Annotated in this window: 20 protein-coding genes and 1 tRNA gene; 10 read left to right on the top strand and 11 right to left on the bottom strand. The window is 70.8% G+C overall.

Features of this window, described 5'->3' with window-relative positions:
- Nucleotides 1-90: 90 nt before the first annotated feature.
- The 8 genes from prfA to AC6CH0_RS16455 form a co-directional block, all read right to left on the bottom strand.
- Nucleotides 91-1,167, bottom strand: coding sequence for a peptide chain release factor 1 (gene prfA, locus AC6CH0_RS16490; RefSeq protein ID WP_498102826.1), 1,077 nt, complete (start codon nucleotides 1,165-1,167; stop codon nucleotides 91-93).
- A 7-nt stretch (nucleotides 1,168-1,174) separates the two neighbouring features.
- Nucleotides 1,175-3,436: a transcription termination factor Rho gene (gene rho / locus AC6CH0_RS16485; protein ID WP_498102824.1), complete on the bottom strand. Its 2,262-nt coding sequence runs from the start codon at nucleotides 3,434-3,436 to the stop codon at nucleotides 1,175-1,177.
- A gap of 367 nt (nucleotides 3,437-3,803) precedes the next feature.
- The gene (thrB, locus tag AC6CH0_RS16480; protein ID WP_498102822.1) at nucleotides 3,804-4,769 is read right to left on the bottom strand and encodes a homoserine kinase; all 966 of its coding nucleotides are present in this window, start codon (nucleotides 4,767-4,769) and stop codon (nucleotides 3,804-3,806) included.
- Complete coding sequence (thrC, locus tag AC6CH0_RS16475; RefSeq protein WP_498102820.1) at nucleotides 4,766-5,863, bottom strand: threonine synthase; 1,098 nt, start codon at nucleotides 5,861-5,863, stop codon at nucleotides 4,766-4,768. The genes thrB and thrC overlap by 4 nt, the downstream gene beginning before the upstream one ends.
- On the bottom strand, nucleotides 5,864-7,171 hold the full coding sequence (locus AC6CH0_RS16470) for a homoserine dehydrogenase (RefSeq protein WP_498102818.1): 1,308 nt from the start codon (nucleotides 7,169-7,171) through the stop codon (nucleotides 5,864-5,866). It abuts the gene before it with no gap.
- Nucleotides 7,168-8,598: a diaminopimelate decarboxylase gene (lysA, locus tag AC6CH0_RS16465; RefSeq protein WP_498102816.1), complete on the bottom strand. Its 1,431-nt coding sequence runs from the start codon at nucleotides 8,596-8,598 to the stop codon at nucleotides 7,168-7,170. Before lysA ends, AC6CH0_RS16470 begins: the two co-directional genes overlap by 4 nt.
- A gap of 193 nt (nucleotides 8,599-8,791) precedes the next feature.
- The gene (locus tag AC6CH0_RS16460) at nucleotides 8,792-9,619 is read right to left on the bottom strand and encodes an LmeA family phospholipid-binding protein (protein WP_498102814.1); all 828 of its coding nucleotides are present in this window, start codon (nucleotides 9,617-9,619) and stop codon (nucleotides 8,792-8,794) included.
- A gap of 26 nt (nucleotides 9,620-9,645) precedes the next feature.
- A complete protein-coding gene (locus AC6CH0_RS16455) occupies nucleotides 9,646-11,319 on the bottom strand; it encodes an arginine--tRNA ligase (protein WP_498102812.1) in 1,674 nt (557 codons plus the stop codon).
- Between the two features lie 39 nt (nucleotides 11,320-11,358).
- On the opposite strand from AC6CH0_RS16455, the gene AC6CH0_RS16450 reads away from it, so the two are divergent.
- The 10 genes from AC6CH0_RS16450 (at nucleotide 11,359) to AC6CH0_RS16405 (ending at nucleotide 20,709) form a co-directional block, all read left to right on the top strand.
- Nucleotides 11,359-11,973: an iron ABC transporter ATP-binding protein gene (locus tag AC6CH0_RS16450; protein WP_498102810.1), complete on the top strand. Its 615-nt coding sequence runs from the start codon at nucleotides 11,359-11,361 to the stop codon at nucleotides 11,971-11,973.
- A 16-nt stretch (nucleotides 11,974-11,989) separates the two neighbouring features.
- Nucleotides 11,990-13,171, top strand: coding sequence for an ROK family protein (locus AC6CH0_RS16445; RefSeq protein ID WP_498102808.1), 1,182 nt, complete (start codon nucleotides 11,990-11,992; stop codon nucleotides 13,169-13,171).
- Nucleotides 13,172-13,236: 65 nt separating this feature from the next.
- A tRNA-Arg gene (locus AC6CH0_RS16440) sits at nucleotides 13,237-13,309 on the top strand.
- 164 nt (nucleotides 13,310-13,473) lie between these two features.
- The gene (locus AC6CH0_RS16435) at nucleotides 13,474-14,001 is read left to right on the top strand and encodes a SigE family RNA polymerase sigma factor (protein WP_498102806.1); all 528 of its coding nucleotides are present in this window, start codon (nucleotides 13,474-13,476) and stop codon (nucleotides 13,999-14,001) included.
- Nucleotides 13,994-14,812 (top strand): hypothetical protein, encoded by an 819-nt coding sequence (locus AC6CH0_RS16430; protein WP_498102804.1) that lies wholly within the window; start codon nucleotides 13,994-13,996, stop codon nucleotides 14,810-14,812. Before AC6CH0_RS16435 ends, AC6CH0_RS16430 begins: the two co-directional genes overlap by 8 nt.
- A gap of 95 nt (nucleotides 14,813-14,907) precedes the next feature.
- Complete coding sequence (locus tag AC6CH0_RS16425) at nucleotides 14,908-16,932, top strand: TPM domain-containing protein (protein WP_498102802.1); 2,025 nt, start codon at nucleotides 14,908-14,910, stop codon at nucleotides 16,930-16,932.
- A 100-nt stretch (nucleotides 16,933-17,032) separates the two neighbouring features.
- Nucleotides 17,033-17,770: a PspA/IM30 family protein gene (locus tag AC6CH0_RS16420; protein ID WP_498102800.1), complete on the top strand. Its 738-nt coding sequence runs from the start codon at nucleotides 17,033-17,035 to the stop codon at nucleotides 17,768-17,770.
- 88 nt (nucleotides 17,771-17,858) lie between these two features.
- Entirely contained in the window at nucleotides 17,859-18,710 is an 852-nt protein-coding gene (locus AC6CH0_RS16415) for an arginase family protein (RefSeq protein ID WP_498102798.1), read from the top strand.
- Nucleotides 18,711-18,790: 80 nt separating this feature from the next.
- Nucleotides 18,791-20,275, top strand: a complete 1,485-nt coding sequence (locus tag AC6CH0_RS16410; protein WP_498102796.1) for a dihydrolipoyl dehydrogenase family protein — start codon at nucleotides 18,791-18,793, stop codon at nucleotides 20,273-20,275.
- Entirely contained in the window at nucleotides 20,272-20,709 is a 438-nt protein-coding gene (locus tag AC6CH0_RS16405; protein WP_498102794.1) for a Fe-S oxidoreductase, read from the top strand. Before AC6CH0_RS16410 ends, AC6CH0_RS16405 begins: the two co-directional genes overlap by 4 nt.
- On the opposite strand, the gene AC6CH0_RS16400 is transcribed toward AC6CH0_RS16405, so the two are convergent.
- Genes AC6CH0_RS16400 through AC6CH0_RS16390 form a run of 3 tightly spaced genes read right to left on the bottom strand, consistent with a single transcriptional unit; the run spans nucleotide 20,672 to nucleotide 24,684 of the window.
- The gene (locus AC6CH0_RS16400) at nucleotides 20,672-21,595 is read right to left on the bottom strand and encodes a siderophore-interacting protein (protein ID WP_498102792.1); all 924 of its coding nucleotides are present in this window, start codon (nucleotides 21,593-21,595) and stop codon (nucleotides 20,672-20,674) included. The genes AC6CH0_RS16405 and AC6CH0_RS16400 overlap by 38 nt on opposite strands.
- A gap of 28 nt (nucleotides 21,596-21,623) precedes the next feature.
- Complete coding sequence (locus AC6CH0_RS16395; RefSeq protein WP_498102790.1) at nucleotides 21,624-23,732, bottom strand: iron ABC transporter permease; 2,109 nt, start codon at nucleotides 23,730-23,732, stop codon at nucleotides 21,624-21,626.
- A complete protein-coding gene (locus tag AC6CH0_RS16390) occupies nucleotides 23,704-24,684 on the bottom strand; it encodes an ABC transporter substrate-binding protein (protein WP_498102788.1) in 981 nt (326 codons plus the stop codon). The genes AC6CH0_RS16395 and AC6CH0_RS16390 overlap by 29 nt, the downstream gene beginning before the upstream one ends.
- Nucleotides 24,685-24,744 lie beyond the last annotated feature (60 nt).

Here is a 24,744-nt window from a genome sequence, read left to right as displayed (position 1 = left end):
GCGCTCGGCACGACCGAGCGCGGCCGTGAACGATCGGATGCCCCGGACACTCGCGTGTCCGGGGCATCCGATCGTTGCAATTCTGGGCCGTTACTGGTCGCCGAGATGCGCCAGGCGCGCCTCTTCATCGGCCTGGATGGCCGACTCGACGATCGGGTCGAGCGCGCCGTTCATCACGGTGTCGAGGTTGTAGGCCTTGTACCCGGTGCGGTGATCGGCGATGCGGTTCTCGGGGAAGTTGTACGTGCGGATTCGCTCGGAGCGATCCATCGACCGGATCTGCGACTTGCGTGCGTCGGACGCCGCCGCCGCGATCTCCTCCTGCTGGCGGGCGAGGATGCGAGCACGGAGCACACGCATCGCCGCCTCGCGGTTCTGCAGCTGCGACTTCTCGTTCTGCATCGACACGACGATTCCCGTCGGCAGGTGCGTGATGCGCACAGCGGAGTCGGTCGTGTTCACCGACTGGCCGCCGGGGCCGGAGGACCGATACACATCGATCTTCAGGTCGTTCTGACTGATGTCGACTTCTTCGGGCTCGTCGACCTCGGGGAAGACGAGCACCCCCGTCGTCGAGGTATGGATGCGCCCCTGCGTCTCAGTGACGGGCACACGCTGCACGCGGTGCACGCCGCCCTCGTACTTCAAGTGCGCCCACACCCCCTGCGACGGATCGGTGGCATTCGACTTGATGGCCACCTGCACGTCTTTGTAGCCGCCGAGGTCGGACTCGTTCTGGTCGAGCATCTCGACCTTCCACCCCTTCGACTGCGCGTACTGGATGTACATGCGCAGGAGATCGGCTGCGAAGAGGGCGCTTTCCGCGCCGCCTTCGCCGCCCTTGATCTCCATGATCACGTCGCGGCCGTCGTCGGGGTCTCGCGGGATCAGGAGCCGCCGAAGCCGCTCCTGCGCCGTGGCGAGGCCCTCTTCGAGTCCCGGCACCTCTTCGGCGAACGCCTCGTCTTCCTTCGCGAGTTCACGTGCAGCAGCGAGGTCGTCTTGGGCCTCGAGCCACGCCGAGTGCGCGGCGACGATGCGGCTCAGCTCGGCGTATCGCCGGTTGACCCGCTTCGCTCGCGCAGCATCGGCGTGCAGCGCCGGGTCGGCGAGCTCCTCTTGGAGCTGCGCGTGCTCGGCGAGCAGGCTCTGGACGGACTCGAACACGCGAGACTCAGCGGTGGTCGGTCTCGTGCCCGTGCGAGTTGCCGTGGCCGGCGGCGACCGGCATCGACTTCTGCATGAGCATGAGGAACTCGACGTTCGACTGGGTCTCTTTCAGCCGGCCGAGCACAGCCTCGAGAGCACCCTGCTGCTCGAGCCCGGCGAGGGCGCGGCGCAGCTTCCAGGTGATCTTGACCTCGTCGGGCGAGAGCAGCATCTCTTCGCGACGGGTCGACGACGCGTTGACGTCGACCGCCGGGAAGATGCGCTTGTCGGCGAGCTGACGCGAGAGGCGCAGCTCGGAGTTGCCGGTGCCCTTGAACTCCTCGAAGATCACCTCGTCCATCTTCGAACCTGTCTCGACGAGCGCGGTGGCGAGAATGGTGAGCGAACCACCGTTCTCGATGTTGCGCGCGGCGCCGAAGAACCGCTTCGGCGGGTAGAGCGCCGAAGCGTCGACACCGCCCGAGAGGATGCGACCGGATGCCGGTGCGGCCAGGTTGTACGCACGGCCGAGACGCGTGATCGAGTCGAGCAGCACGACGACGTCGTGCCCGAGCTCGACGAGGCGCTTCGCGCGCTCGATGGCGAGCTCGGCGACCGTCGTGTGGTCTTCGGCGGGGCGGTCGAAGGTCGAGGCGATGACCTCGCCCTTCACCGTGCGCTGCATGTCGGTGACCTCTTCTGGGCGCTCGTCGACGAGCACGACCATGAGGTGGACCTCGGGGTTGTTGATCGAGATGGCGTTCGCGATCTGCTGCAGCACGATGGTCTTGCCCGCCTTCGGGGGCGCGACGATGAGGCCGCGCTGGCCCTTGCCGATCGGGGCGACGAGGTCGATGATGCGCTGCGTGAGCTTCGTGGGCTCGGTCTCGAGGCGGAGACGCTCCTGCGGGTACAGCGGCGTCAGGTCCTGGAAGTCGACCCGCGCGGCCGCCTCTTCACCGGTCTGGCCGTTGACGGAGTCGACCTTGACGAGCGCGTTGTACTTCTGGCGGCTCGACGAGTCGCTGTCGCGCGGCTGCTTGATGGCACCGACGACGGCGTCGCCCTTGCGCAGGTGGTACTTCTTCACCTGGCCGAGGGAGACGTAGACGTCGCTCGGGCCGGGCAGGTAGCCGGTGGTGCGCACGAAGGCGTAGTTGTCGAGCACGTCGAGGATGCCCGCGATGGGGATCAGCACATCGTCGTCGAGGATCTCGGGCTCGAGCTCGTCGCCGACGCCGCCCTGGCCGCGACGCTTGCGGTCGCGGTAGCGGTTCCGACGGCCGCCCTCACCGTCGAGCTGCTGGTTGTCGCGAGCCTGCGGGTCGCGACCGCGACCGCCCTCGTTCTGCTGCTTGGCCTTGTCGGCGTCGCCGGCCTGGCGGGGCTCGCCGGACTTGCCGGCCTGCTCCTCGCCCCGGCGACCCTGCTGGTCTGCGTTGCGACCCTGCTGCTCGCCAGTGCGGCCCTGCTCGCCGTTGCGGCCCTGCTGCTCCGCGTTGCGGCCCTGCTGGTCGCCGTTCTGACGCTCGCCGTTCTGGCGGCCCGTCGGGCGCTCATCCGCCTTCTGCTCGGTCTTCTGGGCGTCGCCACCGCGATCGGCGCGTTCGCCGCGGTCGCCACGTTCGCCACCGCGACGGCCGCGGTTGCGACCGCGGCCCTGACGGGGCTCCTCGGTGGAGACGGCATCGCCGTCTTCGGGCTGCTGAGCGGCGCGCGCACCCTCGCCGGTCGCTGCCGCGAGCTCTTCTCGCACCGCAGCACGAGCCGCCTCACGGGCGTCGTCGGTCTCGGGCACGAGTGCGGCACCGGCGTCGCCGCCGTTGACGTGCTGCACGGCGGCGGTCGTCGCGCTCGTGGCGCGGCGCGGCTGACGGCGCTGACGAACGGGCGCCTCGGCGACGGGTGCGGTGTCGATCGACGCGGCGTCGGCCGCGCCATCCGCCGCCGGAGCCTGCGCGGACCTGCGCGGCTCGCGCTTGGCGCGAGTCTCGGCCGCTGCGGGCACGTCGAGCTCAACGGATGCGTTGACGGGCGCCTGCGTCTCGACATCGGGCGTCGCGGCGGTCGAGTCGGCGGCGGATGCGGAGCCGTCGACGGATGCGGCGGGGGCGCCGCCGGCTGCCGCTTCCTGGTGGGCGGAGATCAACTCCACGAGTTCTCCTTTACGGCGCTTGCCGCCCGCGAGACCGAGAGACGCAGCGAGCTCTTGGAGCTCGGCGACCTTCAGGGCGGACAGACGGGCGGTGTTGGCCACGCGATCGGCGTGGTCGATTCCGATGGTCACTGGGTATGTTCCTTTCCCCTGACGCAAGAGTTGCGGATTCAGGAGAGCTGATCGCTTGCACGAACGATGTCGGTGCGCACGAAGGCGCAGACATGCGCGAGAGCGAAAGCAATAGATTGCCGGGAATTGCACGAGCGAGCGGGAACGCGAACTTTGCGTCACCTGCCGGGTGCGCTGTCAGTCTACCATCACCGGACCGTTCGTCCCGACCAACGACGCGCCTGTGGACAGCGGATGCCGCGTGGCGGCCGCCTTTCGCTCTCCGGTCTTCCGCGAGGGGCGGCGTCACTCTTCGGAGTCTTCCGCGGGACGCTTCGCGGCACTGGGGCGCCGCTGAAGCTACGGCTGCCGCCTTGCGCGGCGGTCGTCAACGCTCCGCGTTGACGACCGTCGCGCCCTTGAAGTCCACCGCGAGCGGCAGTGCCTGCCACGCAGTGTCAGCGGATGCCTCGACGAGCGCGATCGCCGCGGCACGTTCGCTCGGGTCACTCGCGAGCACCAGAATCGACGGTCCGGCACCCGAGACGACTGCCGGGTGTCCCGCCTCGCGCAGCATGCGGATGAGTCGGTCGGTCTCGGGCATCGCCTTCGCACGGTAGTGCTGGTGCAACTTGTCTTCGGTGGCCTGGAAGAGCAGCTCGGGGCTCTGGATGAGGGCGGCGATGAGCAACGCCGAACGCGAGACGTTGAACACGGCGTCTTCGTGCGGCACCGACTCGGGCTGCAGCGAGCGCGCCAGCGCCGTCGACATCTCGTGTTCGGGCACGAGCACGAGCGGCGAGACGCCTCGGTGCACGATGAGCTTCTTGTGGCGCGGCCCGTCGGGGGTGACCCAGGCGATCGTGAGCCCGCCGAACAGGGCGGGCGCGACATTGTCGGGGTGCCCTTCGAGCTCGGTCGCGAGATCGAGCAGTTCGTCGGCGCTGAACTCGACGACGCCCTCGAGCAGCCCTTTGGCGGCCATCACGCCCGCCACGATCGCCGCACCGGAGGAGCCGAGGCCGCGACCGTGCGGAATCCGATTGTGCGCGATGAGCTTCAGCGGCGGCAGCGCGACCCCGACCCGGGCGAAGGTATGCGCGATCGCCCGCACCACGAGGTGCGACTCGTCGAGCGGCACCTCACCCTCTCCGACGCCGTGCACCTCGATCTCGAGCCCCGGTGCATCCGGAACCGAGACGTCGAGCTCGTCGTAGCTGGCGAGCGCGAGGCCGAGGGTGTCGAAACCGGGGCCGAGGTTGGCCGAGGTCGCCGGTACCTTCACGAGCACGCGGCGGCCCGCGAGCGACGACGAGACGACCGCGTCGGCGCCGGCCTCGACGGGCGCGGTCATGAGGTCAGCCCGAGCACCGAGGCGATCTGCGCGGTGTCGACGGGCACGATGACCGGCTGAACGTCGGAACCGTCGGTGGTGCGAAGCGCCCACTGCGGATCCTTCAGGCCGTGGCCGGTGACCGTCAGCACGACGCGAGCTCCCGCGGGGATCACGCCGGCGGCCGAACGCTCGAGCAGGCCCGCGACCGAGATCGCCGATGCGGGCTCGACGAAGATGCCGACCTCCGCAGACAGGATGCGCTGCGCCTCGAGGATCAGGCCGTCGTCGATCGCGCCGAAGTAGCCGTCGGACTCGTCGCGCGCCTCGAGCGCGAGCTCCCATGACGCCGGGTTGCCGATGCGGATCGCGCTCGCGATGGTGTCGGGGTCTTTCACGACCTCGCCGCGCACGATCGGCGCGGATCCGGAGGCCTGGAAGCCGAACATGCGCGGCAGTCGAGTGGCGTTGCCGGCAGCGATGTCTTCGCGATAGCCGCGCGTGTACGCCGTGTAGTTGCCGGCGTTGCCGACCGGGATGAAGTGGAAGTCGGGCGCATCTCCGAGCACCTCGACGACCTCGAATGCCGCGGTCTTCTGACCTTCGATGCGGTCGTTGTTGACCGAGTTCACGAGGTGCACCGGGTAGTTCGCTGCGAGGTCGCGGGCGATGTCGAGGCAGTCGTCGAAGTTGCCCTGCACCTGCAGCAGCTCGGCGTTGTGGGCGATGGCCTGGCTGAGCTTGCCCATCGCGATCTTGCCCTCGGGCACGAGCACTGCGGCCTTGATGCCGGCGTGCGTCGCGTACGCCGCTGCCGACGCGGAGGTGTTGCCGGTCGAGGCGCAGATGACGACCTTCGCACCGTGCTCGACGGCCTTCGTGACGGCCATCGTCATGCCGCGGTCCTTGAAGGAGCCGGTGGGGTTCATGCCCTCGAACTTCACCCAGACGTCGGCGCCGGTGCGGGCCGAGAGCGCGGGAGCGGGCAGGAGCGGCGTGCCGCCCTCGCCGAGCGTCACGACCGGTGTCGCATCGGTGACGTCGAGGCGGTCGGCGTATTCGCGGATGACTCCGCGCCACTGACGCGAGTTGGCCTTGGGGGTGGGCTGGTTCACTTACGTTCCTTCGACTCGGAGGACGGACGCGACGGATGCGACGACGGGGCTCTGGGCGAGGGCGGCGACGGTCTCGGCGAGCGCGGACTCCTTCGCCTCGTGCGTCCCGATCACCAGCGTAGCTCGCTCCGACCCTTCGCTGACGGTCTGCTGCAATTGCTCGACCGAGACTCCGTGCTCGGCGAAGGTGTGCGCGATCTGTTCGAGCACGCCCGGTTCGTCGGCGACCTCGAGCGTGATGGCGTAGCGCGTGGTGATGCGACCGATGTCGAGCACCGCGAGCTCGGCGTGCGTCGACTCGGCCATGCCCGGGCCGCCGATCACGTGCCGCCGGGCGATGGCGACGAGGTCGCCGAGGACGGCGGAGGCCGTCGGCACTCCCCCGGCACCGGCGCCGTAGAACATGAGCGGCCCGGCAGCGGATGCCTCGACGAAGACGGCGTTGTTGGCGCCATGCACCGCGGCGAGTGGATGGCTGCGCGGCACGAGCGCGGGATAGACCCGGGCGGAAACACCCTCTTCGCCGGTCTCGGCGTCGGTGAGGCGCTCGCAGATGGCGAGGAGCTTCACGACGTAGCCCGCCCGCCGCGCCGAGTCGACCTGATCTGCGGTGACCCCCGTGATGCCCTCACGATGCACGGACTCGACCGGCACGCTCGTGTGGAACGCGAGACTCGCGAGAATGGCGGCTTTCTGCGCAGCGTCGTAGCCCCCGATGTCGGCCGTCGGGTCGGCTTCGGCGTAGCCGAGTTCGGTCGCGGTCGCGAGGGCGTCTTCGAGCGATGCCCCGGTCTGGTCCATGCGGTCGAGGATGAAGTTCGTGGTGCCGTTGACGATGCCGAGGATGCGCTCGACACGGTCGCCGGCGAGGCTGTCGCGCAGCGGCCGGATGATCGGGATGGCGCCGGCCACCGCGGCTTCGTACGAGAGCTGCGCGCCGACCTGCTCGGCCGCGGCGAAGAGCTCGGGGCCGTGGCTCGCGACGAGTGCCTTGTTGCCGGTGACGACGTCGGCTCCTGAGGCGATCGCCTGCAGCACGAGCGTGCGCGCCGGTTCGATGCCGCCCATGAGCTCGATGACGATGTCGGAACCGAGGATCAGCGCGTCGGCATCGGTCGTGAGCAGGTGGCGAGGCAGCTCGGTATCACGTCTGGCTTCCAGGTCGCGCACGGCGATGCCGACGAGTTCGATGCGGGCGCCGATGCGCTGGGCGAGCTCGTCGGAGTGCTCGAGCAGCAGGCGTGCCACCTGGGAGCCGACCGAGCCCGCGCCGAGCAGGCCCACTCGAATGGAGCGGTACTCGATCATGCGGGGTTCCCTTCGATGGTGCGGCGGTCCGCCGATTCGGCGGATGCCCCGAGTCCGGCATCGCGCGCGAGCAGCTGCTCCTCGGTCTCGCCGTGCACGATGAGACGTACTGCACCGTCGCGTACGGCGACGACCGGCGGCCGGGGCACGTGGTTGTAGTTGGAGGCGAGCGACCAGCAGTAGGCGCCGGTCGCCGGCACGGCAAGCAGGTCGCCCGGGGAGACGTCGCCCGGCAGGTATTCGGTGTCGACGACGATGTCGCCCGACTCGCAGTGCTTGCCCGCGACGCGGACGAGCACCGGGGTGGCATCGGAGACGCGTGATGCGATGCGGGCCGAGTAGTCGGCCCCGTAGAGCGCGGTGCGGGCGTTGTCGCTCATGCCGCCGTCGACCGAGACGTAGTGTCGCACGCCGCCCTCGATCGGCACCGGCTTGACCGTGCCGACGGTGTAGAGCGTCACACCGGCCGGGCCGATGATCGAGCGCCCCGGCTCGAAGGCGAGCTTCGGAACGGGCACGTCGTGCTCGCGGCATCCGTTCACGACCGCCTGCACGATGCCGCGCGCGATCTCCTCGATCGGCGCCGGCTCGTCGTCGGCGGTGTAGGCGATGCCGAACCCGCCGCCGAGGTTCAGCTCGGGCACCGGCGCGACCCGGGAGAGCTCCGCGTGCGCGGCGAGCAGGCGTTCGGCTGATTCGGCGAAGCCCGCGGAGTCGAAGATCTGGGAGCCGATGTGGCAGTGCAGCCCGAGGAAGTCGAGCGAGTCGTGCGAGCGGATGCGAGCACCGAGCTCGACCGCCCGGTCGAGGGAGACCCCGAATTTCTGGTCTTCGTGAGCCGTCGCGAGGAATTCGTGCGTCGAAGCGTGCACACCGCTGTTGACCCGGAGCCGCACGGCCTGCACTCGACCGGCGCGCGCCGCGGCATCCGCGACCCGCTCGATCTCGATCTCGCTGTCGATGACGATCGCGCCGACGCCGACGGTGACCGCACGTTCGATCTCGGCGAGCGACTTGTTGTTCCCGTGGAAGCCGAGCCGCGCCGGCTCGGCTCCGGCCGCGAGCGCGACCGCGAGCTCCCCGCCGGTGCACACGTCGACCGCGAGGCCCTCGTCGGCCATCCACCGCACGACCTCGGCCGAGAGGAACGCCTTTCCGGCGTAATAGACCGTCACACTCGTGCCGGCGGCGGCCGCCGCGATGTCGAACGCGCGCGTGATGCGTGCGGCACGGGTGCGCGCCTCGGCCTCATCGACCACGTAGAGCGGCGTGCCGAACTCGGCGGCGAGCGAGGCAGCATCGCGACCGGCGATGACGAGGGCACCGGCATCGTTGCGCGCCGCGGTCGTCGGCCACACGAGCGGCGCGAGCGCATTGGCGTCGTCAGGCACGCGGAGCCGGTCGGGTGGGGGTGCGGTGGATGCCACGGGGAACCTCACGAGATGGAACAGAGGGCACGGATCGCTCGCGGCGAGCGAACCCGGATCGGTTCCTGAAGCCTGCAGTGCGCGCCGACCTTGTGAGTCGGCGTACGGCGAGTCTATCGAGGGTCGAATGCCGGGCCGAATCGATGACCGTGCGCGACGCGTGCCTCCGGGTCGGGCCGACAGCAGCCGGCGGCTACCCGCAGCTCCCGGTCTGCTCGAGGCTCGCGGCGTCGAGCGCGAGCCCGTCGGCGGTGAGCCTGACGGTCGCCGCGCCCGGCGTCACTGCGATGGCGTCGAGTTGCACTCCCTGCGGCAGTCGGTCGGCGACGCACACCGACAGCGGGTCGCCGCCCATCAACCGGTCGATGACGCCCGAGACGTCGATCGTCGCGCCGCCGGCGCCGACCTCGATCCCGGCTGGCTGGAGCAGCACCGAATCGCCGGCCGCGGTCGGCGTCGCCGTGACCTGGTAGCTGACCGGCACGCCGAACACGTCGAGCTCGCCCTCGTAGCCGACGGTGCCCTCGCCCAAGGTGAACCCGGCCTCGACGCCCGCCACTGAGACCAGCCGGTTGATCGAGGCCTCGTCGGCGTCGATCGTCGCCGTCAGTCGGCGCACGGGCGATTCGAAGTCGACCGGCAACCCCTGTGCGACGACCGTGACGTCGATGGGCGCACCCTCGACGCTCAACTGCGAAGCGTCGAGCTCGACGCGCTCCATGGTGCCCGTCAGGTACTGCCCGATCACAGAGAACCCGCCGATCGTGACGTCGAGGTCGCCCTCGACGCCGTCGGGCAGGTTCGCCTCGATCTCTTCGGCGACCCGTTGCTCGGCGATGCCGCGGGCGACGATATCGGCCACGACGACCAGCACGACGAGTACCACGAGCACCACCGAAGCGATGATCCATCCCCGCGCAGCACGCCGCCGGGGCGCCCGCTCGGCCAGAGCCGGATCGTCGCGCACGCCGAGGAGCACCTCGGTCGCGCCGTCGCTGTCGTGTCGTTCGCCCTGCGCCATCGGAACCTCCGGATCGGGGTGGTCGGTCACATGCGCTCGGGCGCGGAGACGCCGAGCAGCTCGAGGCCGTTGCGCAGCACCTGCCCGGTCGCGTCGTTCAACCAGAGCCGCGTGTGGTGGAGCGCACCGATCGGCTCCTCGCCGAGCGGCAGCACCCGGCAGTTGTCGTACCAGCGGTGGTAGAGGCCGGCGAGCTCCTCGATGTAGCGCGCGACCCGGTGGGGTTCGCGCAGCTCCGCCGATTGGGCGACGATGCGCGGGAACTCCTGCAGTGCGCCGAGCAGCGCAGACTCCGTCTCGTGGGTCAGCAGTTCGGGCGCGAACACCGAACGGTCGAGGCCGGCGGATGCCGCGTTGCGGTCGACCGCGCAGGTGCGGGCATGTGCGTACTGCACGTAGAAGACGGGGTTGTCGTTCGTTCGGCGCTGGAGGATCTCGGGATCGATCGTCAGTGGCGAGTCGGCCGGATAGCGGCCGAGGGTGTAGCGCAGCGCGTCGGTGCCGAGCCAGGCCTGCAGGTCGTCGAGTTCGATGATGTTGCCCGCGCGCTTGGAGAGCTTCGCGCCGTTGATCGAGACGAGCTGGCCGATGAGCACTTCGACGTCGCGCTCAGGGTCGTCGCCGGCCGCACCGGCGAGTGCCTTCAGCCGGTGCACGTAGCCGTGGTGGTCGGCGCCGAGCAGGTAGATCTTGTGCGCGAACCCGCGGTCGCCCTTGTCGAGGTAGTAGGCGGCATCGGCCGCGAAGTAGGTGTAGACGCCGTTGCCGCGACGGATGACCCGGTCTTTGTCGTCGCCGAAGTCGGTGGTGCGCACCCACACGGCGCCGTCTTCGTCGAAGACATGGCCCTGGGCGCGCAGACGTTCGATCGCCGTGTCGATGTCGGACAGGCCGTCGTCACCCTTCGCGTGCAGCCGGCGCTCGCTCGTCCAGACGTCGAAGTGCACGTTGAACCGCTCGAGCGAGGCGCGGATCTCGCCGAGCTGCAGCTCGTAGGCGATCTCGGTGGCGGTGTGCAGGGCGATCGCGTGGTCGAGCTCGACGAGGTTCGGCTCCCGCTCGAGCACGCGCCGCGCGAGCTCGCCGATGTATGCGCCGGGATAGCCGCCCTCGGGGGTCGGTTCGCCCTTCGCCGCCGCGAGCACCGACGCTCCGAACGTCTCCATCTGGTTGCCGGCGTCGTTGATGTAGTACTCGTTGGCGACCTGGGCGCCCGCGGCTCGCAGCACCCGGCCGATCGAGTCCCCGAGCGCCGCCCACCTGGTGTGTCCGATGTGCAGGGGCCCCGTGGGATTGGCCGACACGAACTCGACGTTGATGACGCTGCCGGCGAGGGAGTCGCTGTGCCCGAAGGCCTGGCCCGCCTCGACGATCGTCTTCGCGAGCGCGCCGGCGGCGGCGGCATCGAGCCGCACGTTGATGAATCCGGGACCGGCGACCTCGGCGCTCGCGACGCCGTCGACCTCCGCGAGGCCGGCTGCGAGCTCGGTCGCGATCTGCCGGGGATTCGTGCCGAGCGGCTTCGCCACCCGCATCGCGATGCTCGAGGCCCAGTCCCCGTGTTCGCGCAGCTTCGGCCGCTCGAGCGTGACATCGTCGGCAGCGAGCTCGAGCTCGACCTCGTCGCCCGCGGCACGACGTCGCTCGGCGAGGGCGAGGACGAGGTCGTACAGGGCACGCGAAAGATCGGCTGGAGTCACCCGCAAATCCTACCCGGCGCCATTGATAAGGTTCGTCTCATGCCGCGCTCGCTCCGACTGCCCCGCCCTCGCCCAGCTGCCATCGCACTCGTGGCGACCGCAACCGTCGTGCTGCTGAGCGGATGCGTCGGTGGGACACCCGAACCGAGCGGCACCGCCGCGCCGCCGAGCTCGAGCGAGACGCCGTCGCCGACGGCAGCGCCCACCGAGACCGCCGAGCCCGCCGTGCCGTTCGAGATCGCCTGCGATGCGCTGCTCACCCTCGAGCAGGTGTACGAGTTCAATCCGAACTTCGGCACCGCTCCCGACTTCGAGCCGTCGAGCGAGGATGTCATCGCTGTGGTCGAAGAGCAGGGCACAGCCTGCGGCTGGAGCAACCAGACGAGCGGCGAGATCATCGAGATCGGCGTCTCGACGCCCACTGCGGACGCGCTCCTCACCCACAAGAACGAGGCGGCGATGGGATCGAGCCCCGTGCCCACCTACGGCACGCCGCCCGACGTCGAGGGATACTTCAGCCAGGCCGGGGGCAGGGGCGAAGCGCAGATCTTCACCGGCCGCTACTGGATCGTGATCGAGTCGGCCGTCCTCTTCGAGCCCGGCGACGCCGGCCAGCTCGTCACCGCCGTGCTCGGCAATCTGCCCGCCGAATGACCGCCGTGCAGCGACGATGAGAACGACGCAGGGCACGCCGTCGTGGCTCGGCGCGGTCAACGACCGGGTCGGCCTCTCGGCGCTGCTCGATCACGGTCCGCTCACTCGCAACCGCATCTGCGAACTCGTCGGCGTCTCCAAGCCGACCGCGTCGATGATGATGACCCGACTGATCGCCGCCGGAGTGGTCGAGGAGCGCGGGCAGGTCGCGGGCAATCCCGGTCGGAATGCCGCACTGTACGCCGCGCGTACCGACCGGCCGCTCGGCGTCGCGATCGCGATCGAGGCCACAGAACTGCGCGCGTCCGTCGTCGACGCTGCAGGCGGTGAGCGGCCGGTGGTGCGCATCGCGCTGCCCCGCGATGCCTCCGGCCGCGACGCCGTGCTCGAGGTCGGTGCCGCGATCCGCGAGGCGAGCGCCGCAGCGGGCACGGACCCAGCGGTCGTGCACTCCGTGTGCATCGGCACGGCCGGGTACGTCGATCCAGGCGAGAAGGGCACGCTCTTCAGCGAGACCCTGCCGGGTTGGCCGGTGACCGGTCTGCGCACGACACTCGAGACCGAGCTCGGCGTCGCCGTCTTCGTCGAGAACGACGTGAACCTCGCGGCGATCGCCGAACGCGATTCCGGCGCGGGCGAAGGTCGCGACGTCTTCGCACTGCTCTGGCTCGGCAACGGTGTCGGAGCGTCGTTCGACGTCGCGGGCGACCTGCACCGCGGCAGCTTCGGCGGCGCCGGCGAGGTCGGCTTCCTGCCGCTGTCGGTCGCCGCGCAAGCGCTCGACTCGCACGCCGTGACGAGCCAGGACCTCGCAGGAGCCGCAGCTGTGCGTCGGATCGCGGCCGGCCACGGACTCGATTCCGTCGACCACCGTTCGGCCCTCGAGGCGATCGCCGCGAGCCCCGACCGCGACGCGATCATCGAGGAGCTCGGCGAACGCGTCGCGCACATCGCGCTGCCGCTGCTGGCGACGCTCGACCCCGGGCGTCTCGTGCTCGCGGGCCCGACCGCGATCGTCGGCGGTCATGCCCTCGCCGACTCCGTCGAACGCGGCATCCGCCGTCTCAGCCGCTGGTACCCCGAAGTGGTCGCAACCCGCGTCGACCACGATCCCGTGCTGCACGGCGCACGTGCGTTCCTGACGGCGAAGGTGCGCGAGGATCTACTCGGAACGGTCGCCCGGCTCAGCCTCTCCTGAGGGGCGCAGCCCCCCGCTGCACGTGTGAACGGCGCGCTCGGGAGTGGTAGTCTCTCTAGCTGTGCGCCTCCGTAGCTCAGGGGATAGAGCGCCGGTTTCCGGTACCGTAGGTCGGGGGTTCGAATCCCTCCGGGGGCACGTTGTGAGTGGTGACGACGACGCTGCGCGTCGTGGTCACTCGCACTCGAATCGAGAAGCCTCGGCGATCCGCCGGGGCTTTTCTCGTTCCTCCACCCAACGAAACGACTCCCTCGGTCGTCTCATACAGTGACGGGGAAGCGCCGCCGTCGGGAGGAGCACGCGTGGGCGGGTCGTGGGACACCGTGGCGGAGACGCTCGTCGCCGAACGCGGCGACGCGCTCAGCCGGTACGCCTACCTGCTCACCGGCAACGTCGACGACGCCGCGGATCTCGTGCAGGACGCGCTCGTGCGCACCTTCGGGCGACAGCGCATCGGACTCACGCTGCCGCGCGCAGAGGCCTACGTGCGTCGCGCCATCCTGAACGCGGTGATCGATCGCTCACGCCGCAGCGGAACCTGGCGGCGGGTACGGCATCTCGCACTCGTCCCGGATTCGGTGGAATCTCCGGCCGCGGCGAGCGACGAGCGGCTCGACCTCGCCGCCCGGGTGCGCCGGTTGGCGCCCCGGCAGGCGGCCTGCATCGTGCTGCGCTACTACGACGACCTGACGGTCGACGCGATCGCCTCCGTGCTCGGCATCAGCTCGGGTGCGGTCAAGCGATACCTCAGCGACGGCTTGAAGGCGCTCTCCGCCGCCATCGATCCGGCGGGCGAACGCACCGCGCGAACGGGAGGCAGCCATGTCTGAACGTGAACGGGACGGCGCAGGCGATCGCATCGGCGCACAGCTCACCGCGTCGGCGGATGCCGCGACCCCGCGTCCGATCGACGTCGACGCGGTGCTCGTGGCGAGCCGGGCTCGGCGACGGTCGCGCCGCAGCGCCATCGTCGGCGGCGTCGCGGCGACGGCGGTCGTCTTCGGACTCGGCGGCGTCGTGCTCGGGCTCGGGTTCGTCGGCGGCATGGGCGCCTCGACGACGGCCGGCGACTCGTCGCTGAGCGAAGCTCCCGCGGCCGACACGATGCCCGGCGACGGAACCGAGTCGGCCGAGGGCGACACCCTCGATCTCCCGTTCGCGGCACCAGAGAAGGTCAACCTCTGCGGCGCTCCCGTGACGAGCGCCCCAGATGTCGGAGCGGCTCAGCTCAGCGTCGAGGTCACCGCGCCCGCGGCCGCTACGGCCGGGACATCCGTTGCCGCGCTCGTCACCGTCACCAATTCGAGCGACGCACCGGTGAGCGGGTGGATCCGGCTCGCTCCCGCGCTGACGGTCGCCGATTCGGGGATCACGGTGTGGCACTCGAGCGACGACACCGACCCTCTGGTCCGATCGATCGAACTCGCACCGGGCGCGTCCATCGAACTCGCCGGCATGTTCGAGACGCGACGCTGCGGCGCCGACGACGAACGCCTGCCATCGCTCCCCGACGATCTGCCCGCCCTCGCGGCCGGGCGCTACGGCCTGGGCGCCGTCGTGGTCTTCACCGACGCCGAGCACAGCGGAGCTATCGAGTACCTGATCTCGCCGCTCGCCGGTCTCGACGTCTCCGCAGGCTGAGCGCTCGCCGACCATCACCGACGGAGCATGGACGCGCCCTCGGCCCGCGCCATAGACTCGGAATCGTCCGCTCGGACGGGGAAAGGCACTGGTGCATGCGCGCAGTACGCAAGTGGTCCGCGGCTCTCACGATCGTGCTCGGGGCGGTGATCGGAGCCGGCACCATCGGCGTCGCCTGGGCTGAAGACCCGGTCGCTTTCAACCCCTCATCTCCCGTGGTCGACACCGTCGGCGCCCTCGATGGGCGCACCGCTCAGGTCGAGTCCGCGCTCGACGCCGCCGCCGACCGAAGCGGCAAGCAACTGTTCGTGGCATATGTGAGCCAGTTCACGAATCCCGCGACGGCGGCGGACTGGGCCGACCAGACCGCGATCAGGAACAACCTCGGCAGCGAGGACTACCTGCTCGCGGTCGCGCTCGACGGCGGCGCCTACTACCTCTCCGCGGCGAGCGATGCCTCGCTCTCCGACGAGGAGCTCGACCGCATCAGCCTCGACGTCATCGAGCCCGAGCTGCGCGACGGCGACTGGGCGGGTGCCGCGATCGCCGGCGCCGACGCCATCGCCGGCGGTTCGGGCGGCGCCAGTGGTGGTGGCGGTTGGGGCTTCGTCTGGATCGTCGCCATCGGTGCCGTCGTCGTCGCGATCATCGCGATCGTGCTCGCGAGGCGCAAGAAGCAGCGGGCCGCCGGCGCCGCTCCCGGCCAGCCGCCGCTCCCCTCGATCGACGAGTTGCGCCGCCGTGCCGGCAGTGCACTCGTGCAGGCCGACGACGCCGTGAAGACGAGTGAGGAGGAGCTCGGTTTTGCGGTCGCCTCCTACGGCGACGCCGCCACCGAGGCGTTCCGCGCCGCGCTCGAGACCGCGAAGGCGAAGCTCTCAGAGGCATTCGCGATGCAACAGCAGCTCGACGATGCCAGCCCCGATACCGACGAGCAGCGCCGCGAGTGGTACGGCGGCATCATCCGTCTCACCGGCGAGGCCGATGCGATGCTCGACGAACAGGCCGAGCAGTTCGACGAGTTGCGCGCGCTCGAGCGCGATGCGCCGGGCGAGCTCGAGCGCGTCCGAGCGGCAGCGACCGCCGCAGAGGCCGCGATCGCGCCCGCCGGGCAGCGACTCGCCACCCTCACCGCGCAGTATGCCGCATCCGCCACCGCGCCCGTCATCGACAATCCGGCGCAAGCGCAGTCGCGCATCGGCTTCGCACGTGAGGCGTTGGCCGGCGCCGATACTGAAGTGGCGGCCGGCGATGCAGCGCAGGCCGCGGTCGGCATCCGCGCCGCGGAAGAGGCCGTCGACCAGACCAAGCTGCTGACGGCAGCCGTCGAGCGGCTCGCGGCCGATCTCGCCGCCGCCGACCAGGCGGTGGCCGCGACGCTCGGTGAGCTCGACCGCGATATCGCGACCGCTCGCGGCCTGTCGAACGATGCCGCCACCGCGCTCGCCGATCGAGTCGCCGCTGAAGTGGCCGCCGTACGCAGCGCGATCGGCTCCCCGGGGCGCGATCCCGTCGCACTGAACTCCAGGCTCGAACAGGTCGACAGCGAGATCGACGCGACGATCCAGGGGGTTCGTGACGCCGCCGAGCAGGCCGCTCGGGCGCAGGCGCAACTGGGCCGAACACTCTTGACCGCCAGGTCGCAGGTGCAGGCGACCGAGGACTACCTCGTCGCCCGGCGCGGGGCGATCGGCGCAGAGGCACGCACACGGCTCGCCGAAGCCGGACGCCTCCTCATCGAAGCAGAGGGCATCGCACCGACCGATCCGGCCGCGGCGCTCACGTCGGCGCAACGCGCCGAACGGCTCGCATCCGAAGCCATGTCGCTCGCGCAGCGCGATGTCGGCGGATTCGACGGCGGTATGGGCGGCGGCTTCGGCGGGGGCTTCGGCGGCAGTGCCGGCGGCGGATCCACGGGCTCGGGCGGCGACGTCTTCGGAGCCGTCCTCGGCGGCATCCTGGTCAACTCGGTGCTCGGCGGCGGCGGTGGCGGCTTCGGCGGAGGTTTCGGCGGAGGCTCATCCGGTGGCTTCGGCGGCCGCGGCGGCGGTGGCCGCTCGGCCGGCAGCTTCGGCGGCTCCGCGACCCGCTCGCGGCGCGGAAGCGGAGGCCGGTTCTGAACCCCGACGACGTCGCGGCCCCCCGGCGGCCGTCAGCCGACCGATTCCCACCGACCACGAACCGACAGACCGAACTCGGATCACCACGAAAGGAACAACCATGACCAAGCAGTCCATCTTCGGACGGATCTCGCAGCTCGTGCGAGCCAACGTCAACAACCTCATCGACCAGGCGGAAGACCCGCAGTTGATGCTCGACCAGATGGTGCGCGACTTCACGAACGCGATCGCCGATGCTGAAGCTGCCATCGCCGAAACGATCGGCAATCTGCGCCTGCTCGAAGACGACCATCGCGAAGACGTCGAGGCCTCACGCGAGTGGGGCGAGAAAGCTGTCGCGGCGAGCCGCAAGGGCGACGAACTGCGCACGGCGGGCGACCCATCGGGCGCCGACAAGTTCGACAACCTCGCGAAGGTCGCCCTCAGCCGACAGATCTCCTCCGAGAATGAGGCGAAGGCCGCCGAACCGCAGATCGCCGCGCAGACCGAGGTCGTCGACAAGCTGAAATCCGGCCTCAACGGCATGAAGGAGAAGCTCGTCCAGCTGCAGAACAAGCGCTCCGAGCTCGTCGCCCGCTCGAAGACGGCCGCGGCCCAGAAGCAGGTGCACGACGCTGTCAAATCGATCGACATCCTCGACCCGACGAGCGACCTCGGCCGCTTCGAAGACAAGATCCGACGCGAAGAGGCCGTCGTGCGCGGACAGGCCGAGCTCGCCGCATCGAGCCTCGACGCGCAGTTCAACGAGCTCGACGACCTCGGCGAACTCACCGAGGTCGACGCGCGCCTCGCCGCGCTGAAGGCCGGCGGCAACTCGCAGGGCGCCATCGGCGGCTGACCCCCCTGAGCGCGTCGAGCCTGTCGAACCCTTTCGGGTCTCGGCAGGCTCGACCACCAGCGGCACCAAGCGCGCGATACTTGAGGACATGCCCGTCTCGTTCGTCGTCGTCCCCCTCTGGCAGGGTTCCGTCTCCTCCCGAGCCATGAGCCACGCCGATGGCGCCGCCGCCATCCTCGGCGACCTGCCGTCGTCGTCCACGGTGGTCGTCGAGGTGCCGGTCGAGGCCGGCGAGTCGCTCGGCACCGGCGTGCTGCGCTACAGCACCCTCGTGCGCGTGCGTGAGCTCACTGCTCGCGCGCTCGCCGCGGTGCCCGACTGGGCGCTCACGATCGGCGGCGACTGCGGCGCATCCCTCGCGGCTGTCGGCCATGCCTCCACCGCGGCCGCCGGCGATCTCGCAGTGCTCTGGCTCGACGCGCATCCCGACCTGAACACCCCCGAGTCCTCGCCCTCGGGCGGCTTCGGCGGCATGACCCTGCGTGCCATCGTCGGCGAGGGCGCCGACGGGCTCGCGCTCGACCCTGACACGCGCATCGCACCCGAGCGCCTCGTGCTCGGCGGCATCCGCGCGATCGACGACGAGGAGCGCCGATTCATCGACGCGCACGAGGTCGCGACACTCACCGTCGAAGACCTCTCCGACCCCGCCGTCGTGATCGCAGCCCTCGAAGCGACCGGTGCTTCGCAGGTCTTCGTGCACATCGACCTCGACGTGCTCGACCCTTCAGCGCTCGCGGGTCTCTCGTATCCGATGCCGTTCGGCATCGGGGCGACCGACCTCGTCGCGCTCGTCCGAGCGGTCGTCGCCCGTTTCCCGATCGCCGGCGCGGCGATCGCCGGCTTCGCACCGGCGTCGCCGCACGCAGCCGACGACGACCTGCCGACGATCCTGCGCCTCGTCGGCGCGCTGACCTCGGGCACCGCCGAACCGCGCTGAGGCGGATGCTCCGGAGCACCGCTTCTGCCTAGGCTGGGGGCAGGCCGCCGGCGCGCGCCGGTGCACCGGAGGGGAACGGGATGGAACACGAGGTCGACGTCATCGTCATCGGTGGCGGACCAGTCGGAGAAAATGCCGCAGATCGGGCGCGGGCCGCGGGGCTCGAGGTCGTGCTGGTCGAGCGCGAACTCCTCGGCGGAGAGTGCTCGTACTGGGCCTGCGTGCCCTCGAAGACGTTGCTGCGGAGCGCCGCGGCCCTGCGCGCGGCACAACGGGTCGGCGGTGCGCGCGAAGCCGTGACCGGCACGCTCGACGTGCCGGCTGTGCTCGCACGGCGCGACTACTGGGTCTCCGACTGGAGCGACCAGGGCGGCGCAGACTGGCTCGAGGGTATCGGAATCCAGCTCGAGCGCGGCCACGGCCGTCTCGACGGAGAGCGTCGGGTCATCGTCGAACGCGTCAGCGGCGAGGAGGTCGCGTATCGAGCCCGGCACGCCGTGGTCCTCGCGACCGGCTCGGACCCCGTCATTCCGCCGATCACCGGCGCCGCCGAGGCGCGGCCGTGGACGAACCGCGAGGCCACGAGCGTCACCGAACCCCCGGCCCGGCTCGCCATCATCGGCGGCGGGGTCGTCGCGGTCGAGATGGCGACGGCGTTCGCCGGGTTCGGCACCGAGGTGACCGTGCTCGCCCGCAGCGGCCTGCTCGGCGGCATGGAGCCGTTCGCCGGCGAGGCCGTCGCGGCCGGGCTGCGCGGGCTCGGGGCATCCGTTCGCCTCGGAGTGCAACCGAGCCGAGTGGTGCGCAACGCCGCGGACGAGGTCGTCGTCACCCTCGACGACGGCGAGACGATCACCGCCGACGAGGTTCTCGTCGCGACCGGGCGGCAGCCCCGCACCGACCGACTCGGCGTGGAGTCCGTCGGGCTCCGACCCGGCGAGTGGGTCGACGTCGACGACACCATGCTCGCGACGGGGGTCGACGGCAACGCGGATCAGCAGTGGCTCTACGCCGTCGGCGACGTCAACCACCGCGCACTGCTGACCCACCAGGGCAAGTACCAGGCGCGCGCCGTCGGCGACCTCATCGCGGCGCGAGCCCTCGGCCGGCCGCAGCAGACGGCTCCCTGGGGTGCGCACGTCGCCACGGCCGACCACTCGGCGGTGCCGCAGGTGGTCTTCGCCGAACCCGAGGCCGTCTCCGTCGGCCTCACGGCTGCCGCGGCGAGCCGCGACGGGCGGCGCGTGCGACTCGCCGACGTCTCGTTCTCTTCGGTCAGCGGCGCCGGCATCGTGGCCGACGACTACGAGGGGCGCGCGAGACTCGTCGTCGATGAAGAGCGCGGCACCGTCGTCGGAGCGACGTTCGTCGGCCAAGACGTCGCAGAGCTCCTGCAGTCGGCCACCATCGCGATCGTCGGCGAGGTGCAGATCGACCGGCTCTGGCACGCCGTGCCGGCGTTCCCGACGATGAGCGAGGTGTGGCTGCGGCTGCTCGAGGCGCTCGGCAGGCCCGGCGCAACGGATGTCGCGGAATCGACGGCATCGGCGGAGGAAGCCGCGTGAGCGGGCGAACCGGCAACGGAACGCTGCGCATCAGCTTGACGAACTCTTCCATCAGCCGCGCGGGCTATTGGTGGGCGACCGCCGTCGGCTTCATCTGGGGCTTCATCTGGAGCACCGGGCCGATCGAGCGCAAGCACGGCCTGATCATCTTCACCGGCATGCCGAAATGGACGTTCGGCCGAGGGGGCTCCTGCGTCGGCGGGTGCTATCTCACGAATGGCAACGCCGGCGACCGCGTGCTCGGCCACGAGGCGGTGCACAAGGTGCAATGGCAGAAGTACGGCATGCTCTTCCCGCTGCTGTACTTCATCGCGGGGCGCGACCCGCTGAAGAACCGCTTCGAGATCGAGGCGGGGCTCGAAGCCGGCGGCTACCTGCCCACCCCTCGGCGCGCCCCTACCCCTCGGCGCGGCCGAGCTTCCAGTACCCCATGAACGCGACGCGGCGGCGGTCGACGCCGAGTCCCTTGACGAGATGCCGCCGAAGCGTGGTGATCGCGGAGGCCTCCCCGGCGAGCCAGGCGTAGAGTCCACCGTCATCGGCGGCCTCCGGCACCTCCCAGAGGAGGTCCTCGTCGTCGAGCGCCGGGAGTTCTCGCACCGTTGCGGGCGCGCCGGCGGGGATGGCCGCCGCGGTCGGGTCGGCGGCCACCCACGCATCGGCCCACTCGGTGACCGCTTCGACGAGGCGAGCACCGTAGCCGGCTGCCTCGTCACCGCGTGGGAGCCAGCGCACCTCGACGCCGACCGGAGCGCGCAGCTCCAGCCCGTCGCCCACCTCGGGCACCTCGAGGAAGACGGCCCCGCGCGCATCGGCCGGCAGCTGCTCGAGAATCGCGCCGACGGCGGGGACCGCCGTCTCGTCGCCGGCGATGAGCAGTGTTCGGGCTGCCCCCGGGTGCCACTCCCAACCGCCCGACTCCTCGTCGCTCGTGGCATCGGGCGCGACGATCAGCATGCGGTCGCCGGGGCGGGCCGCCGCGATCCAGCGGGATGCAGGACCGCTGTCACCGTGCGCGACGAAGTCGACGTCGAGCTCGCCCGCCTCAGGCCGGGCCGCACGGATCGTGTATGTACGGATCGGGTTGCGCCGTTCATCGGGCAGGGCGCGCCATGCCGAGTACCAATCGGCCTCGCCGGTCGGAAGCTCGCCGAAGCCGCTCGACTCGAGGGGCAGTACGACCTTGATCCGCTGGTCGGGGCCGTCCCAGCCGATCTCCCTGAGGTCGTCGGAGCGGAAGGTCACGCGCACGAAGTGCGGCGACATCCGTCGGATCTCACCCACCTCGGTGTCGAACACGCGGTATCCGGGCTTGGCCATGCGAGGTCTCTCCTATCGGAATCGAACTTCAGGCGGCGCGACGCGAACGCCAGAGCAGCCAGACGAAATAGGGGGCGCCGACGACCGCGGTGAGCAATCCGGCGGGCAGCTGGGCGGGGGCGATGATGGTGCGGCCGAGCGTGTCGGCCACGCAGACGAGCAGCGCACCGAGCAGTGCCGCGAGTGGCAGCACGAGGGCGTGACGCGAGCCGACGAGCGCGCGTGCCGCGTGCGGGGCGACGAGCCCGACGAAGCCGACCACGCCGACGGCGGCGACCGCCGTCGCGGTCAGTGCGACGCTCACCGCCAGGAGGCCGAGCCGAGCAGTGCCCAGCCGCACGCCGAGTACTCGCGGGGTGTCGTCATCGAACGCGAGCAGGTCGAGTTCGCGGCGCGCCGAGGCGAGGAGCGGCACCGCGACGAGGATGACGATCGCGAGCGGGACGAGCTGCGGGAAGGTGCGGCCGTACGTCGAGCCGTTCATCCACGTCAGCGCCTTGGCCGCGTTGTACGGATCCGTCGCGATGATGAGCATCGAGGTGACGGCGGCCGCTGCCGCCGAGACGCCGAGCCCGATCAGGATGAGCCGCGTCGATGCGAGCCCGCCGCGCATCGCGAGGCCGAAGACGATGAGCGCGGCCAGCGCTGCGCCCGCGAATCCGCCGGTCGTCACGCCGAGGAAGGTCGCGAACGGCCAGAACGTGATCACGATCACTGCGCCGACGCCCGCTCCCCCGGTGACACCGAGGATGGCGGGCTCGGCGAGCGGATTGCGGGAGACCGCCTGCACGACCGTGCCCGCGAGCGCGAGCGCCGCGCCCGCGAGGATCGCCGCGGCGACGCGCGGCGCACGAGTGTTCATCACGAACTCGACGAGCGGCCCGGCCTGCCCGGTCACCCAGTTGAGCACGTCGCCGCCGAGCAGTTTCGCGTCGCCGAGCAGGAGCGAGACGAAGGCGAGTACGACGAGCAGCACGGCGGATGACGCGATCACGAACACGCGTCCGCGGCGGGAGAGACCCGCCCCGATCACGAAGCCGGTGCCGGTCTCGGTCGATGCACGGGCGCGCAGGGCGAGCGCGATGAGGAACACCGCGCCGAAGATGGTGGTGACGACGCCCGTCGGCACCTCGACCGCGGCCTGACCGCCGAACGCGAGGCGCAGCAGCACGTCGGCGCCGAGCACGACGATGACGCCCATGAGCGCGGCGGCGGGGATGAGCAGCACATGCCGCTGCATGCCGGGCACCCGCACGGCGATGAGTCGCACGATCGCGGGCGCCGCGAGGCCGACGAAGCCGATCGGTCCCGCGACCGTCACGGCGGCGGCGGAGAGCAGCACCGCGATGACGATGCCGATGAGCCGAGTGCGGCGAACCCGCACGCCGAGCACCGTTGCGGTGTCGTCGCCGAGGGCGATGAGGTCGAACTGACGCGCGAACAGGAAGAGGGCCGCGATCGCGAGCAGCACGACGGGCCCGAGTTGCAGCATGGGCGCCATGCCCGTCTGGGAGAGCGTGCCGTTGCCCCATGCATAGAGGCCCTCGGTCCGCTCGGGGAAGAGCAGGATCATCGTCGTCGTCAGTGCGGACAGCGCGAGCGCGATGGCCGAGCCCGCGAGCACGAGGCGCACGGTGCCTCCGCCGCGCCCGCCGCCCGCCGAGAGCGCGAGCACCAGGCCCGCTGCGGCGAGACCGCCGATGAAGGCGACGACGCCGCCGCCGGCGATGGGCAATACGATGCCGAATGCCGTGACCGCGACGACGGCCAGGTAGGATCCGGCGTTCACCGCGAGCGTGTCGGGCGAGGCGAGCACATTGCGCGAGACGCTCTGCATCACGAGCCCGGCGACGCCGAGCGCGACGCCCACGAGCACACCGGCGGCGAGCCGCGGCATCCGCGAGGCGACGAGGACGGCTGCCGCTTGATCGTCGGAGTCGCCTCCGAGCAACCCCAGCAGTTCGGGCAGCCCGACGTTCGCCGAGCCCTGGGTGACGTGTACCGCCGCGAACAGCGTCGCGATGACGAGACCGAGGGCCAGGAGGAGCACCGCGCCGAGCCGGGGCCGTGCGGCCCCGCCCGGCGCGGGATTCAGCGCTTCGAGCCGCTCAGCCCGCGAGAGTCGCGACGACGGCATCGATGTAGTCGTTCATCGACGAGGGGCCGCCGAACATCCAGACGCCGTCGGGCAGACGGTGCACCTTGCCGCTCTGCACGAAGGGCAACGACTGCCACACGGCATTGCCCGCGAGCTCGTTCTGGTACGGGTCGGTGTCGCCGTTGGCGATGTAGAGGAACTCCACGTCGCCGACGCCCGTGAGGCCTTCGACATCGGTCGAGCCGAGGCCGTAGTCGGCGTCGCCTTCGCCGGTCCAGGCGTTCTCGAGCCCGAGTTCCTCGGTGACCGCGGTCAGCAGCGCGCCCTCGGCGAACGGCCGGATCGAGACCTGGCCACCGCTGGGCCACGCGTCGCTCATCATGAACGGTGCGCCGGAGAGGCCCGCGTCGGCGAGCGCGGCAGCGCCCTCGGCGAGCTTCTCCTGGAACCCGGCGAACACCGCTTCGCCTTCCGCCTCTCGGTCGGTGGCCACGGCGATGCGCTCGAGGTTCAACTCCATCTGGCCGATGGGGTTCGACGCGTCGGCGCCGCGAACCACGAGCACCGGTGCGAACTCCTCGATCTGGGCGATGACCGACTCGGACAGGTCGCTGGTGGTCAGCACGAGGTCGGGCGCGAGGCCCGCGATGGCGTCGACCGAGGGCTCACCGCGTGTGCCGACATCCGTCACGCTCTCATCGAGCGTCTCGGACTTGACCCAGTCGCCGTAGCCCTCGACATCGGCGACGCCGACCGGCATGACGCCGAGCGCCACGAGGTTCTCGGCGGTGTTCCATTCGAGCGCGACGACCTTCTCGGCCGGCGCAGCGAGCTCGATGCTCTCGCCGCGGTCATCGGTGATGGTGATCACGGCTTCGCCGCTCGCCTCGCCCGCGTTCTCGGTGGTGCCGCAGCCGGTGAGCAGCAGCACGGATGCCGCGATGGTGGCGGTGAGGGCGATGGTCGGCCGATTCACGGCAGCTCTTCTCATGGTGTCCTTCGATCGGCGCGCGGGCATAGGGGTCCCGCGCGAGGGGGGTATGGGCGGCCG

This window comes from Agromyces sp. GQ35 (assembly GCF_059758475.1).
Note: the sequence above shows the minus strand (reverse complement) of the source record. Positions and strands in the feature narration are given on the sequence as shown.